This window comes from Geobacter hydrogenophilus, assembly GCF_018501225.1.
In the GTDB taxonomy this organism is placed as follows: Bacteria; Desulfobacterota; Desulfuromonadia; order Geobacterales; family Geobacteraceae; genus Geobacter; species Geobacter hydrogenophilus.
The window spans coordinates 54,493-68,153 of sequence record NZ_JAHCZI010000002.1 but is presented as its reverse complement, the minus strand read 5'-3'; the positions used below and the strand labels follow the sequence as shown (position 1 = coordinate 68,153).

The following is a 13,661-nucleotide window of genomic DNA, read 5'->3' as shown; positions in this document are numbered from 1 at the left end:
AGCCATATGGCTGATTTCGTTGCCCGTTTGTTTGTTTTCGCCCTGATGCACTCGATCCTTGCACTTCCCGAACTTCAAAGACGCATGGGGGATGTATTCCCGCGTCTTGGGCGCTTCTACCGGCTCGCATACAACCTAGTTGCCCTCGTGACGTTCGCCTGGGCACTGTCTGCATGGCACTTTTCACCGGTTGTTTATATTGTGCCAGGCATGGGGAGCCTCATTTTTTACCTTATTCAACTTGTCTTCATCGTTCTCCTTGCCCGGTGCGCGGCCCAGACCGGCATTGACGACTTGCTCGGGCTGAGTCAGCTGCGCGGCACTTCCGGCAGCAAGCGGTTAGTGATCACCGGATGCTACGCAAGGGTACGACATCCGCTTTACTCCCTGTCGGTCGTCTTTCTGGCTCTCAACCCGGTAATGACCCTCAAATGGTTGCTGCTGACCGTTTTCTCAGCGGTATATTTCGTAATTGGGGCACGAATAGAAGAGCGCAGGCTGGTTGCCGAATACGGCGAAACGTATCGGAACTATCAGAAAAATGTACCGATGTTCATTCCGGCAAAAAGGGAGATGCCATGGTTATCAGGCGAGTGACAGCGGACATGAAAAAATCCGCCAAGCAGAGGTAGATGCAACTTCAATCGAGACGCACTTTCCTCACGCCATCAACGGAGACGAGGGATTCCACGATGCCACCTTTGGCACCGCGCGAACTGAACTTCACATCAAATTCAAAGTACATGCGTGCAGAATCAATATCTTTTTCCACATTAACATCCAGAATCTCCAGTCCCCCAGTCTTCAGGACCTGTTCAATCTGGTCTGATAATCCCTTTATATCATCACTCCAGACCTTGACGGAGTAGTAGGAATCACGCTTCAAAACGCTTTCGACCCTCTTCAGGAGAAGCAGGGTTATCAGTGAAATTGCCGTAACGGCCAAAGAAACGGTGTAGAGGCCCGCCCCGCACGAAAGGCCAATGGCAGCGGCAATCCAGAGGCATGCCGCCGTGGTGAGACCGCGGATGGACGACCCCTCGCGAAGGATGGCACCTGCCCCCAAAAATCCTATACCGGTCACGACCTGGGCGGCAACCCGACCAGGATCGACGCCAATTGGGCCGACACCGGAAAAATTACCGTAAAGCCGATAAAATTCGATGGACGCGACCACAAAAAGGCACGAACCCAAGGACACGAGAAGATGCGTCCTGAAACCGGCCGGACGACCGTGAATCTCGCGCTCAAGGCCGATGAGCCCTCCGAGGAGCGATGCCAGGAGAAGACGGCCAATCATGTAGAGGTTGAATTCCATCACTTCACCTGTCCGAGGAAATGACCGAGAGCCGTGGGGAGTAAGAAAATAGTTCGATATTCATGCAACCACGGACGCGTCAGGGGTTAGCTTTATTGTGAGGACAAATCCCCTTTCGGTCCCACCGCAACCAACAGTGAGAGGTACCTGCAGAATGCCGTCCGCCGTTACCGTTACCGCCCCCCCCATGGCAAGGGTCGGCCCAGCTGCACTGGGGGGAGTATCGACTCTCTCCGTTAAATCGGGGGGACCGGCAGCCATCTCCTCGCCTCTCTCCACCGGCGCATGCTCATCCTCTGATCCCACTCCTTTCAGCACCACTGAAGAGTCCGCTGTCACACTCCCCACCGACTCCTGGTCCCGGAGCGCATTCATGACTCCTTTCACCACCGTGGAGAGAACCTGGAGGATACCCTCGCCTGTTCTGGAAGCAGATCTAATCACGGGGAGCCCCGCAGAATCGACCTGTTGCGCCATCTCTTCGGTGGCGAGGGCATCGGGCAGGTCGCTCTTGTTGCACTGTATCACACAGGGAAGCTTCTCCAAATCCTGCCCATAGCTTCTCAGGCACTCCCTCAGGTTTTCCATGCTCTCCCGGGTAACCGCGGCTGATTCCGGCGATGCGTCGGCAACGAATACTATGCCGTCGGCCCCCTTGAGAACGGTCTTCCAGGTGGAGCGATTGGTCACTTCTCCTTGAACCGTGTAGAGATGGAAGCGGACCCGGTAATCGTTAACCTCTCCCAGTTCGGGGGGCATGAAATCGAAGAAGAGCATCCGGTCCGACTGCCCCCCCATCGTTTTCACGGGACCGCGGCATTCCGGCTTCAACTTCCGGTGGATGAACTGAAGTGTCGTGGCCTTACCGGCAAGTGGGGGTCCGAAGTAAACGATCTTTGCGTTGATCTCACGCTTCGTTCTGTTAAACAGGGCCATTGCGGCCGTCCTCCTATTTGTCCTTTTTCTTGCTGAGAAGCAGCTTCCGCGCCTGGGTCGAGAGCACCGACGAGACGCTCTTGCTCTTGGCCAGATGGGCCAAGTCCTTCTCAGTCAGGGTCGCCAGGAAGCGCAACGCCGACGGAAGCGGCGTTTTGTTGTTTTCCACAAGCGCCTTGCGTATCTGGTAGTTTTTGATCCATTCCTTGTTGGCGCAGATGACACGGAGAATTTCGTCATTCTGGATCGACGACTTGCAGATTGTCAAAACTTCCTGCTCGGTAATCCGGGGGTTCTTGATGACGGTTCCCGACACGAGCTTGTTGGAATCACGGATAAGGATCATCCGCCACTCCTTGTCGCCTGTCTGGGCAATCTTGATTTTGTCGGACACCCCCATGACCTGGGCCAGCTGGTACTTTCCGCGGAACGCCTCGCTCTCTTCGTCGACCTCTCCCTCGCCAGCTTCGGGAAACTCCTGGGCAGCCTCTTCTTCGGTGCCGTGGGGGGACGATGCGGTGCGATGAGGCACTTCAATGCCCCGTTCGGCAAGAAACAGCCTGGTTTCTTCGGGGCAGTGGGGGTGTGAGACTATCAGCGATGCAATTTCCCGGTTCCGGAGATAGAGACGGGCTATGCCGTCAAGTATCCTTGGATGAAGGGATGGAGTTGAAACGGCCTCGCGGAGCACGCCTTCCGGCAGCTCCGCGAGACACCTGCGTGCTCCGGCACTGACCTCTCCGTCCGGGTCGTGGGCCAGAACAAAGAGAACTGTGGTCAGGTCCGGGGGAGAGAGTTCCACCTCTCCCCCGATCACCCGCAGCTTTTCCCCGCGCGATGCGCCGCCGGCAAGGAAAGCGGCAGCCCGTGGAGATATTTTCAGCGTTACTTTCAGGGAATCTGCTCCACTACTTTACATTTGCAATCACTGCCGCGGAAAGTCCCTTTTTCTTCAGACGCGACACGTCCTTGAGCGCTTCTTCTCGGCTGCCGTACTTGCCTGCGGTCAGGAGAAGGACCGGCACGGAAACGTTCGCTTTCCTGAGGGTAAGTTTATAGCCGAGTGCTTCCAGACGCTGCTGCTCTTGCGTTGCACGCGCTTTCACAAAGTAGGATCCGGCATAGACGCGGTATTTGCCTCCCTCGTTGAGGATAAACCCTTCAACCGTGGCGTCACGAAGCTTCTGAAGTTCCTTGCGAGCCGTTTCCTGATCGGCGAACTCGCCGAACAACAGTCTGATCATCGGCTCCTTCTTCTTGTTCCCCTCTTTCACAACCGGCGTAAGCCCTGCTGACCGAACCTTGGCATTGTCCTTTTCCATGGCCGATGGCACGACGTATTCACCGATCCGCAGAGTATACTCACCTGCCGCCGACACAGCGGAAGCCTTGATTGAGGACGCCTTGACTCCGGTTGCCGCCTTCTTCGCCACTTTCTTGGCAGCGACAGTCTTCGGCTTAACAGGAGCGGCATGTTTCGTCTCCTTGGAAGATGCAGCAGTCTGTTGTTTGTCATCCGCCTTGGCCTGAAGAGCCTTCTGTTTAGCCTCCACAGGGGCCTTCGCCTGTTCGGCAGGTTTCGGTTGTTCCTTCTTTGCCGCAGGGGATTTGGCAGGTTCAGCTGGTTTCGGCTGCTCTTTCTTTGCCGGGGGAGCAGCCGATTTAACCGGTGCCGGAGGCTCGGCCTTCGCCTTTTCCGGTGACTTCTGCTCTTGGGCCACCTTCGCGGGCTCCGGTTGACCCGCAGCAGGAGGGGTGACTGCCGCGGGTTTAGCCGGCTCGACGGGAGCGGCCCCAGCGGCCTGCTCCGCAGGTCTCGGCGGAATCGGCTGTTTGACCTGGCTCGTCTGAACCGGTGCCGGAGCCTGGACTTCCTGGCGAGGCTTTATAAGATCAGTGAAATAGAAAAGGTAGCCGAATACCGCCACAAGAAGCAGTAGCACCAACAGGAGGAGACGGGTACTGCTCCCCCCACCCTTTGATGATTTATCTCCGGGTTCCTGATCGAATTCGATGTTCATCTGATGCGTTCCTCCTGTTAGTGCCGTGGTCAGTGGTTATTCTTCTCATTGGCCTTGGCCGATTCGGCGATGACCTTCTGGGCCAAATGACTTGGCACCTCTTCGTAGTGGGAAAATTCCATGGTGAAAAGCCCCCGGTCGCTGGTCATGGATTTCAGGTCGTTGGCATAGGAAAGCACCTCGGCCATGGGAACCACGGACCTGATGATCTGTGAATTGGCCTTGGGTTCGACGCCGACCACCTTGCCGCGTCGGGAGTTAAGGTCTCCGATCACGTCACCCATGGTCTCTTCGGGAACCGTGATCTTCATATTCATCATCGGCTCAAGGAGTACCACCTTAGCCGTTTCCATGGCCTTTTTGAACGCCAGGGAACCGGCGACCTTGAAGGCCATTTCGGATGAATCCACGGTGTGGAACGATCCGTCATAGACGGCGGCCTTGAAATCCACCAAGGGATAGCCGGCCAGGAAACCGTCTTGGGAAGCCTCGAAGATCCCCTTCTCAACCGCCGGGATGTACTGGCGCGGGATGACGCCACCGACGATCTTGTCCTCAAACTGAAATCCCTCACCACGCTGCAGGGGAGCGAACTCAACCCAGCAGTCGCCGTACTGTCCTCTTCCCCCCGACTGTTTCTTGTATTTTCCCTGGGCCTTCACCTGTGCCTTGAAGGTTTCCAGATAGGGCACCTTCTGGGTCTTCATCTCCACATCGACATTGAACTTGCGCTTCAGCTTCTCGATGGTCACCTCCAGGTGCACCTGCCCCATGCCCGAGAGGATCAGCTCGTGGGTCTTCTCGTCACGCCGGACCTGAATGGTCTGATCCTCTTCCATAAGCTTCTGGAGAGCACCATGAATCTTGTCTTCATCGTTTTTCGTCTTGGGCTGGATGGCGTAGGAAATGACCGGCTGGAGCGGATTGGCCGGCTCGAAGATGATCGGCTTGTCCTTGTCGCAGAGGGTATCGCCGGTAAGGGTTTCCTTAAGCTTGGCCACGGCCACGATATCGCCGGCAACGGCCTGTTTGATAGACTTCTGCTTCTTCCCCTCCAGTTCGTAGATCTGGCCGATCCGCTCCTCGCAGTCGCGGACCGGGTTGTAGATGGTCGAGTCGGAGTTCAGGGTACCCGAGTAGACCCGGAAAATGGATATTTTGCCGGTGTAGGGATCCGACGTGGTCTTGAAGACGAGGGCAGAGAAGGGTTCCGTTTCGTCGGGCTTGCGTTCCGCCATTTCGCCGCTTTTGGGATTGGTACCGACCACCGCACCCCGGTCAAGGGGAGACGGGAGACAGTGGCAGATGTAATCAAGGAGGTGATGAACGCCGATGTTCATGGTGGCGGAACCGCAAAAAACCGGCGTAAAGGTATAACGGAGCGTCCCGATCCGCAGGCCGTCCAAAATCTCTTCCCGGGAAAGTTCGCCGGTTTCAAGGTACTTCTCGGTCAGGGCATCGTATGCCTCTGCAACGGTTTCCACGAGGATATCGCGGAGGCGCTGGGCCTCGTCCCGCTCCCCAGCGGGAATCTCCTCCTCCGTGAATGTGCCGGAACCATCCTTGGCATAGCGGTATGCCTTCATGTCGATGAGATCAATGATCCCCTCGAAGGTTTCAGCTGCGCCCAGAGGCATCTGGACCGCCACGCCACGGGCCTTGAGAGACTTCTCCATGTCGTCGATGGCCCGAAGGAAGTTGGCGTATTCGCGGTCCATCTTGTTAACGAAGGCGATGCGGGGCAACTCGAACTCGTTGGCCCACTCCCAGACCTCCTCGGTCTGGACCTTTACGCCGGAGATGGCCGAAAGGATAACGATGCATCCGCCCAAGGCACGCATGCAGGCGCGCGTGTCGGCGATAAAGTTTCCATAGCCGGGGGTATCGACAATGTGAAGCGAGTAGTCATTCCATTCACAGTGGTCAAGGGAGGACGAGATTGTGATCTTCCGCTTGATCTCCTCGGGCTCGAAATCCATGGTGGACGTGCCGTCGTCGACCCGGCCGAGACGGTCAATCATCCCCGTGGTGAAGAGTATGGCTTCGGTGAGAGAGGTCTTGCCTGCGCCGCCGTGGGCGACAATTCCGAGGTTTCTCAGCTTTGCGGTATCATACTTGCCCATACATCCTCCCGTGATGATAAGGTATAGGTCTATCGACCTTTTGACTTCCGCGCTATCTCGTCATCTCACTCCCTGTTTCGTTCGTACAGTATCCGCAGTCCCTCCAACGTGAGGTACTCCTCCACCGCCTCGATGGTTTTTGACTCAGGGGCGATCAGCCCGGCAAGCCCCCCCGTAGCGATGATCCGTGGAGTGTCCTTGCTCTCTGCTCTCATCCTGGTCACGATCTCGTCCACAAGCCCCACATAACCATAAAAGATGCCGGCCTGCATGGAATTGACCGTATTGCGGGCAATGACTGCCGGAGGCTTCACGATGTCGACGCGGGGAAGCTTGCTCGCCCTCTGGAACAGGGCCTCCATCGATATGACAAGCCCAGGGGCGATGGCGCCGCCGCAGTATTCTCCCTTGCGGTTCACGTAATCGAAGGTGGTGGCGGTGCCAAAATCGACGATGATCAGAGACGTCTTGTACTTCTCGTAGCCTGCCACCGCATTTACAATCCGGTCCGCCCCCACCTCCTTGGGATTGTCGTACTGGATCGGCATGCCGGTCCTGATCCCCGGCCCAACCACAACTGGACTGTAGCCGAAGTAGCTCTGGGAAAGCCGTTCCAGAACTCCGGACAGGGTCGGCACCACCGAAGAAATAATAATGGCTTTCACATCCTTGAAATCGATGCCGGCGCTACGGAAAAGCTCACGGATCAGGATGCCGTACTCGTCGGACGTTTTGGCCTTGTCGGTGGATATGCGCCAGTCACGCACAAGCCTCTGACCGTCATAGATGCCGAGAACGATATTCGTGTTGCCCACGTCTATGACGAGAAGCATGGATTTACCTCCAGAGCAGAAAACACGGCGCCACCTCACTCTTCAATTGTCACATCCCCTGCCAGAACCCGCTCAAGGGTGCCATCTGCGGTTCTCAGCAACAGAGCGCCGATCTCGTCAATCCCCTCGACAGTCCCCGCCATATCACCCTGATTGCCGCTTACCCGAACCCTTCGTCCCATGACGGCGCTCCGGCCAAGCCATGCCTGACGGAGCGGAGCGTAACCCTCTGCACGGTACTGTGAGTAATGCACATCAAGAGACTCGAGAAGCGCGCGGGTAAATGAGAGTCTGGAGACCTCATGCCCCGCCTCAATGGCAAGGGAGCTTGCGGGATGGCGCAGATCGGCCGGAAACTGATCGCGCTGCATGTTGATATTCACCCCGATGCCGAGGACAAGGAAATCGATCCGTTCGGTTTCGGCGCTCATCTCGTTGAGCATGCCGGCAACCTTGAAGCCGTTCACGAGTACATCATTGGGCCACTTGATGACGGGTGCAAGTCCGGCAGAACGCTCAATGGCCTCTGCCACTGCAACGGCCGACAGGAAGGTGAGCTGGGGCGCGTGAAGCGGCATTATGGGCGGGCGAAGAACAATGGAACAATAGAGATTCACCCCGGCGGGCGACTCCCACTGCCTCCCGAGCCGCCCCCTGCCACGGTTCTGGGCGTCGGCGATGACCACGGTTCCTTCGACGGCACCATCTTCGGCAAGACGATAGGCAAGGGTGTTAGTTGAGTCAGTTTCGCCGACAAAAACAAGAGATGTGCCGATCCTGGCGACGTTAAGTCCGACCGACAGTTCTGCGGGGGTGAGGATATCGGGAGTTGATACGAGACGATACCCCCGGGAGGGGACTGCCTCGATGCGGTAGCCGAGCCCATTAAGGGTCTTGATATGTTTCCATACAGCCGTGCGTGATACATCCAGAGACCGGCTCAATTCCTCGCCGGAAACAACGCCCCCGTCACGGCTCCTGAAGATTTCCAGAATCTTCCGGTCGATCTCCTTGCTGCCGATTGCGTCGGGGCGTGGCAACTCTCCGCTCACTCAGCCTCCAGAAGCATCGAGATGTCCATGGCTCGGGCAGAATGGGTAAGTGCCCCCACGGAAATGATGTCAACACCAGACTCGGCAATTCCTCTGACTGTTTCGAGGTTTACTCCCCCCGAGGCCTCCACCAGGGCACGGCCGCCAATGAGGGCCACCGCCTCGGCCATGGTCGGCAGATCCATATTGTCGAGCATGATGATGTCGGCACCGGCCTCGAGTGCTTCGGTCACCTCCGCGATGGTTTCGGTCTCCACCTCGATTTTCAGGGTGTGGGGAATGTATGACCGTGCACGACTTACGGCCCGGCTGATGCCGCCCGCGGCGGCGATGTGGTTCTCCTTGATGAGGACACCGTCATAGAGGCCGGTGCGGTGATTTATTCCCCCGCCAACCCGAACGGCGTATTTCTCCAGAACCCGGAGCCCCGGAGTTGTCTTCCGCGTATCAACGATGCGAGCCCGTGTTCCCGCCACGGCCTCCACATACCTGGCCGTAAGGGTCGCGGTGCCGCACATGCGCTGAAGCAGATTGAGAGCCACCCGCTCACCCTGAAGGAGGAGAGCGGAGTCGCCGGTAAGCTCGGCAATCAGATCACCGGCAGCAAGCCGCGCTCCGTCCCCATGTCGCGCCTCGAAACGGACCGAGGTGTCAAGGAACGTGAAGACCCGGGCCGCCACGTCAATGCCAGCCAAAATCAGAGGTTCCTTGGCGATGAGACGGGCGCGGGCCGGACGGCTCCCGGGAACCACCGCCAGAGTCGTGATATCCCCGGTATGGATATCCTCCATGAGGGCGTTTTCGATGATCTTGTCTATGCCGGTCATGGGCTCTCCGCATCAGAAAAATTAAGCCTCTATATAACACAGGAGACGGGAAGCCGCAACCGCAAAGAGGGCGCGGCTCGGGCTTCCCGCCCGTGCATTTCCAGAGTCGTGTTGTGTCGTATTGTTGACTTGACCCAATCACTGAACTACAATAGAGCGTTTTCGAGGAAAAACTGAATGAGCGACTCAACAAAACCCCTTCGACCCCGCACCCGCTTCACCCTTATCCAGAAACTCATCGCCAGCTACGTCGCGATGCTCTTTCTGACCACGACGGCCCTTGCCTTTTCGGTAATGGGGCTTTATTCCCTCAATCGTACCGCAAAGGAAATAGCGAAAACCGACCTTTTTATAATCGATTCCGCGAATCGTCTCCGGGAATCAATGCTGGCCCAAGAACGTATCGCGGGGAAATATGCAATCCTCAAGAGCGACGAATTCAAACTCCTCTACAGTCAGCGCCAGTCTGAATTTCTGGCAATTCTCGGCGAAATTGGCCAGCGGGACAACAACAGCCTCTTCCGCTCCCTAGTTACCAGCTACGATGCTTACCGGAAGGAAATTGAACGCGCCTTCGCCGCCAGCAACACTGAACCCTTGCCCGCCCAAAAGGAGGCCGACGCCGTCGTAAGCCTGATCGAAGATCTTTCCTCCTCCCGGCAAAAGCTCCTTGGGAAAAAACTTGCGGAAGCCGACCGGCGCGAGGCCGACACGGTAAAATTAACCCTCTTCCTGGCATTTTCAGGCTTTATTCTTGCCATTACCGTAGCGGCACTCAACGTACACTCCATATCCACCTCCATAAGAAAACTCAAAAAGGGAATGCACCGGATAGCAGAAGGAGATTTCGATTACGATCCCCAAATCCCCATCGGTGACGAAATTGGTGCCCTGGCAGAGGATTTCTCACGCATGGGGAAAAAATTGAAGGAACTGGAGCAGATCAGCCTCGACGCAAGTCCGCTGACTCGACTCCCCGGCAACATTGCCATCGAGCGAGTGCTGAACAAACTTCTCCAATCCGGTGAACCCTTTGCGGTCTGCTATGCCGATCTCGATAATTTCAAGGCCTACAACGACCATTACGGTTACATCAAGGCTAGCGAAGTAATTAAATTGACTGCAGAACTGATCCACGATACAGTTCGGGAACTTGCCGGTGGCAATGCTTTCGTCGGCCATGTGGGGGGCGATGATTTCGTAATGGTCGTGGCGGCCGAGCGGGGGGGCCCCCTCTCTGAAGCGGTCATCAACAGGTTTGACAACTTCATCCTGAACCATTATTCGGCAGAAGATCTGGCCCGTGGCTCCATTGAAGGTGTCGACCGCTACGGGGTTTCCCGCACCTTCCCCATCATGAGCATCTCTGTGGCCGTCGTTATCAGTCAACAGGGAGAGTTCACCTCGGCGGTGCAGATAGCCAAGGCAGCGGCCGATATCAAGGATCTACTGAAAAAATCTCCCGGCAGCAACTACCTGATCAACCGACGCAGGAATCCCCGATGACTTCACGCATGATCATCATAATTCTGGTTACGGCTTGCCTCTCCGCCTGCACCACCGTCCAGAAGTCCCTGGAAGGTCAACGTCTGCGCTCCGCACAACAAGACAAGCTCGAGCAAGCGGTGAAATTCATTGAAAGGGGAAACTCGGAAAAGGCCGAAGTCCTCCTTGAGGAGGTCGTGGCGGCACCAGGAGTGCGGGGGATCACCGACGAAGCCCTTTTTCGTCTTGCTCTCCTGTCCATGCCATCGGATCTGGATCGGGAAGATTTAGCCAATGCAGTAAAATACCTCGACCGACTTCAGAAAGAGTATCCGGTCAGCCCCTGGGCAACCCAGTCGTCATCACTTACCGACTTACTCGCCGTCCTGCCGCGTCACCTCCAATCAACAACGGAACTCCGTCGTCAGATAAAGAGCCTTAGGGACCTGAACCTCTCTCTGACTCGCGAAAACAAGGAAATGAGACTTAATATCGAGAAGATAAAAAACCTGGACCTGCAACTGGAGAAGAAGGTCAAACCCTAATACTTGTTAAATTAACCGACACAATTACTGGCCAAAATTCAAAAAACTTTACAGAAAAGTCTCCACACCCCCCTACAACAATAAAACCCCTTGAAAATACACTGAAATATTAGCACAAAATTCTGGCACTTTTGTTGCGTACCATTACGTGACCCGTTCTTCTTTCAGCACTATTGAAAAAAGATACCCCTCGCGGGAATAGGCGTTCACATGACCTCCGTACCAGACGATCTCCGGCTGTTCGAAAAGAAGTTCTCCATACTGCAGGAAATATCGAATGCTTTGGTTGCCACGGACAATCTGAGTGCAATCGCCAACCTCATGCTCGACCTGGCCATCAACTACACAAGGGCCGAGAAGGGGTCTCTCATGCTCGTCAACGAGCGGGATGAACTCTACATTCTGGCGGGGCGCGGCATAGATCTCAATCTTGTAAGAACCTACCGGGCAAAGATCGGCGAAGGAATTGCCGGGGTTGTGGCAAAGAACCGCACTCCCGTGCTTGTTGAAGATCTGGCCAACGAGCCGCGGTTCAAGGGGATAACCCGTGACCGCTACCGGACCAACTCCTTCGCATCATGCCCCATCATAAGCAAGAACCGGCTCCTTGGCGTCCTCAACATCAACGACAAGGCAGACGGAGCCCCCTTCAACGAAGACGAGTTCTCCCTCATCAAAATCATTGCCAACCAGGCAGCTATTGCCATGGAGAATGCCATACTCGTCGGCCAACTCCGCTTCAAGGCCGCGGAACAGGAAGGGATCAACCGCAAGCTCATCGAAAGCGACGTGGTAAAGACCGAATTCATCACCCGGGTGTCCCACGAATTGCGTACCCCCCTCAACTCCATCAAGGGTTCCGTTTACTACCTGAGACAGTCCGAACGCCTCTCGCGGCGCGAACAGGAAGAGTTTTTCGACATCATCTCCGGCGAGACGGACAAACTGATCGGCATCGTTGAAAACCAGCTTGACTTCCTCCGCTTTGAAGACGAGACGATGCTCATCAACAAGACCCTGGTAAGCCTCAGGGAGGTACTGAATGAAGTGTGCGGCTCAAAGAACATCAAAACCCTCTTTGCCCGCAAAGACATCAGCATTGACGTGGAGATAGGTGATGGACTTTCAGATGTAGTCGGCGACCGAATCAGAATAGTTCAGTTTTTCCTCAATATTCTTGAAGGGTTGAGCTACTTTCTGGAACGGGGCGACGTGGTTCTCATTTCCGCCCGGGAGAACGATGACATTCACGTATCCATAGAACTTCCGCGCAGACTGCCCGACAGCATCACCCCTTACCTCTTCAGTTCAAATCATATGTTTCAGACCGATTCCCCCGACGAAAAACTTAAACTCTACCTGGCCCGCAAGGTAGTGGACATTCATCGCTGGGATCTGGTCGCCGAGAACACTGCCACGGGTCTCCTGGTTTCTCTTATCATACCAAAGAGCGCCCGGCAGAAGGTAGACGCCGTCGTCAATACAACCCTCGATATGTTCCTGGAGTTCATTGCCGAGGTTCTCGATGTGAACATGTGCTCCGTGATGCTCTGCGACGACATGACGGGCGATCTCATGATCAAGGGCGCGAGAGGCCTTGACGATCACATGATCAAGCAGACCCGCGTGCGGATGGGAGACCGGATCGCCGGGTGGGTCGCCCTTGAGGGTGAGCCGCTCTTTATCGAAGATATCGAGCAGGATCCCCGTTTTGGGAGAAAGAGCGTTCCCCAATACAACAGCAAATCGCTCATTTCGCTCCCCCTCAAGGTGGGCGGCAAGGTCATCGGTGTCCTGAACCTCAATAACAAACGCTCAGCCAGTCCTTTCACCGGTCGGGACTTCGATCTGGCCCAGGCGATGTGCGAACGGGTTGCCTACTTCATGGGTCGGGTCCACGGGGGGGATCACCAGGGGGACGAATTTCGGCAACTGATGACCTCGTTCGACAGCCTCATCACTGCCGAAAAGAAATACCACAAGAAAGATCCCCGCCTCCCCGACATTGCCATGGGAATCGCTGCTCAAATCGGACTCGGAGAAGAGGAACGAAGGTCGATACTCTTTGCGTCGGTTCTCTACGACCTGGGGCTTGTGCTCCTCGAAGAGAGCATCCTGAACAAGAAGGGAAAACTCCTCCCCTCGGAAGAACACACCCTCAAGATTCACCCTTACACAACGGTGGGGCTCCTGGATTCATTCGAATTCTCCGAAGAGATCAAGCGGGGGATTCTCCACCACCATGAACGATATGACGGGACAGGTTATCCCGACGGACTCAAGGGAGACGAGATTCCGCTCATCTCACGGATCCTGTCGGTTGTGGACGCCTTTTGCGCCATGACGTCGGAACGGCCGTACCGTCCCCGAATGGCCACGGCCGATGCCCTTGCAGAAGTTCGCACGCATGCGGGGACGCTCTACGACCCGAAGGTGGTGGAGGCGTTGGATTTCGTCGTTGGCCAGGGTGTGGGGTAGCACGGAGCAAGATAGACCAGTGGACGGCCGTTCCGCCGCGCCA

Annotated in this window: 12 protein-coding genes; 4 read left to right on the top strand and 8 right to left on the bottom strand. The window is 56.1% G+C overall.

The features are described 5' to 3' along the window. Window positions 1-6 precede the first annotated feature (6 nt). Window positions 7-597: a methyltransferase family protein gene (locus tag KI811_RS03850; protein WP_214185181.1), complete on the top strand. Its 591-nt coding sequence runs from the start codon at window positions 7-9 to the stop codon at window positions 595-597. Window positions 598-640: 43 nt separating this feature from the next. Here KI811_RS03850 and KI811_RS03845 read toward each other — a convergent pair whose 3' ends face one another. From KI811_RS03845 to nadC, 8 genes are all read right to left on the bottom strand, one after another. Further along, a complete protein-coding gene (locus KI811_RS03845) occupies window positions 641-1,318 on the bottom strand; it encodes an MgtC/SapB family protein (protein ID WP_214185180.1) in 678 nt (225 codons plus the stop codon). Between the two features lie 60 nt (window positions 1,319-1,378). Then, window positions 1,379-2,254 (bottom strand): GTP-binding protein, encoded by an 876-nt coding sequence (locus KI811_RS03840; protein ID WP_214185179.1) that lies wholly within the window; start codon window positions 2,252-2,254, stop codon window positions 1,379-1,381. Between the two features lie 13 nt (window positions 2,255-2,267). After that, window positions 2,268-3,071 carry a hypothetical protein gene (locus KI811_RS03835; RefSeq protein ID WP_214185178.1) on the bottom strand — a complete coding sequence of 268 codons (804 nt, stop codon included), beginning with the start codon at window positions 3,069-3,071 and terminating at the stop codon, window positions 2,268-2,270. Window positions 3,072-3,162: 91 nt separating this feature from the next. Continuing rightward, on the bottom strand, window positions 3,163-4,275 hold the full coding sequence (locus KI811_RS03830; RefSeq protein ID WP_214185177.1) for an SPOR domain-containing protein: 1,113 nt from the start codon (window positions 4,273-4,275) through the stop codon (window positions 3,163-3,165). Between the two features lie 29 nt (window positions 4,276-4,304). Beyond that, window positions 4,305-6,398: an elongation factor G gene (fusA, locus tag KI811_RS03825; RefSeq protein WP_214185176.1), complete on the bottom strand. Its 2,094-nt coding sequence runs from the start codon at window positions 6,396-6,398 to the stop codon at window positions 4,305-4,307. A 65-nt stretch (window positions 6,399-6,463) separates the two neighbouring features. After that, complete coding sequence (locus KI811_RS03820) at window positions 6,464-7,231, bottom strand: type III pantothenate kinase (protein ID WP_214185175.1); 768 nt, start codon at window positions 7,229-7,231, stop codon at window positions 6,464-6,466. 35 nt (window positions 7,232-7,266) lie between these two features. Next, window positions 7,267-8,283 carry a biotin--[acetyl-CoA-carboxylase] ligase gene (locus tag KI811_RS03815; RefSeq protein WP_214185174.1) on the bottom strand — a complete coding sequence of 339 codons (1,017 nt, stop codon included), beginning with the start codon at window positions 8,281-8,283 and terminating at the stop codon, window positions 7,267-7,269. Next, window positions 8,280-9,110: a carboxylating nicotinate-nucleotide diphosphorylase gene (gene nadC, locus KI811_RS03810; protein ID WP_214185173.1), complete on the bottom strand. Its 831-nt coding sequence runs from the start codon at window positions 9,108-9,110 to the stop codon at window positions 8,280-8,282. Before nadC ends, KI811_RS03815 begins: the two co-directional genes overlap by 4 nt. Window positions 9,111-9,287: 177 nt before the next feature. Between nadC and KI811_RS03805 the strand changes: the two genes are divergently transcribed. The 3 genes from KI811_RS03805 to KI811_RS03795 all read left to right on the top strand — a co-directional run bounded on the left by KI811_RS03805 (window position 9,288) and on the right by KI811_RS03795 (window position 13,618). Further along, window positions 9,288-10,616 carry a GGDEF domain-containing protein gene (locus KI811_RS03805; protein ID WP_214185172.1) on the top strand — a complete coding sequence of 443 codons (1,329 nt, stop codon included), beginning with the start codon at window positions 9,288-9,290 and terminating at the stop codon, window positions 10,614-10,616. Between the two features lie 119 nt (window positions 10,617-10,735). After that, entirely contained in the window at window positions 10,736-11,140 is a 405-nt protein-coding gene (locus tag KI811_RS03800; protein ID WP_246551343.1) for a tetratricopeptide repeat protein, read from the top strand. A gap of 210 nt (window positions 11,141-11,350) precedes the next feature. After that, window positions 11,351-13,618, top strand: coding sequence for a GAF domain-containing protein (locus KI811_RS03795; protein WP_214185170.1), 2,268 nt, complete (start codon window positions 11,351-11,353; stop codon window positions 13,616-13,618). Window positions 13,619-13,661 lie beyond the last annotated feature (43 nt).

Excerpts from the sequence above, each read along its gene's own strand:
- KI811_RS03805 (WP_214185172.1), top strand. The coding sequence starts at position 9,288 with ATGAGCGACTCAACAAAACCCCTTCGACCCCGCACCCGCTTCACCCTT.
- KI811_RS03840 (WP_214185179.1), bottom strand. The coding sequence starts at position 2,254 with ATGGCCCTGTTTAACAGAACGAAGCGTGAGATCAACGCAAAGATCGTT.
- KI811_RS03830 (WP_214185177.1), bottom strand. The coding sequence starts at position 4,275 with ATGAACATCGAATTCGATCAGGAACCCGGAGATAAATCATCAAAGGGT.
- KI811_RS03795 (WP_214185170.1), top strand. The coding sequence starts at position 11,351 with ATGACCTCCGTACCAGACGATCTCCGGCTGTTCGAAAAGAAGTTCTCC.
- KI811_RS03850 (WP_214185181.1), top strand. The coding sequence starts at position 7 with ATGGCTGATTTCGTTGCCCGTTTGTTTGTTTTCGCCCTGATGCACTCG.
- fusA (WP_214185176.1), bottom strand. The coding sequence starts at position 6,398 with ATGGGCAAGTATGATACCGCAAAGCTGAGAAACCTCGGAATTGTCGCC.
- KI811_RS03820 (WP_214185175.1), bottom strand. The coding sequence starts at position 7,231 with ATGCTTCTCGTCATAGACGTGGGCAACACGAATATCGTTCTCGGCATC.
- nadC (WP_214185173.1), bottom strand. The coding sequence starts at position 9,110 with ATGACCGGCATAGACAAGATCATCGAAAACGCCCTCATGGAGGATATC.
- KI811_RS03845 (WP_214185180.1), bottom strand. The coding sequence starts at position 1,318 with ATGGAATTCAACCTCTACATGATTGGCCGTCTTCTCCTGGCATCGCTC.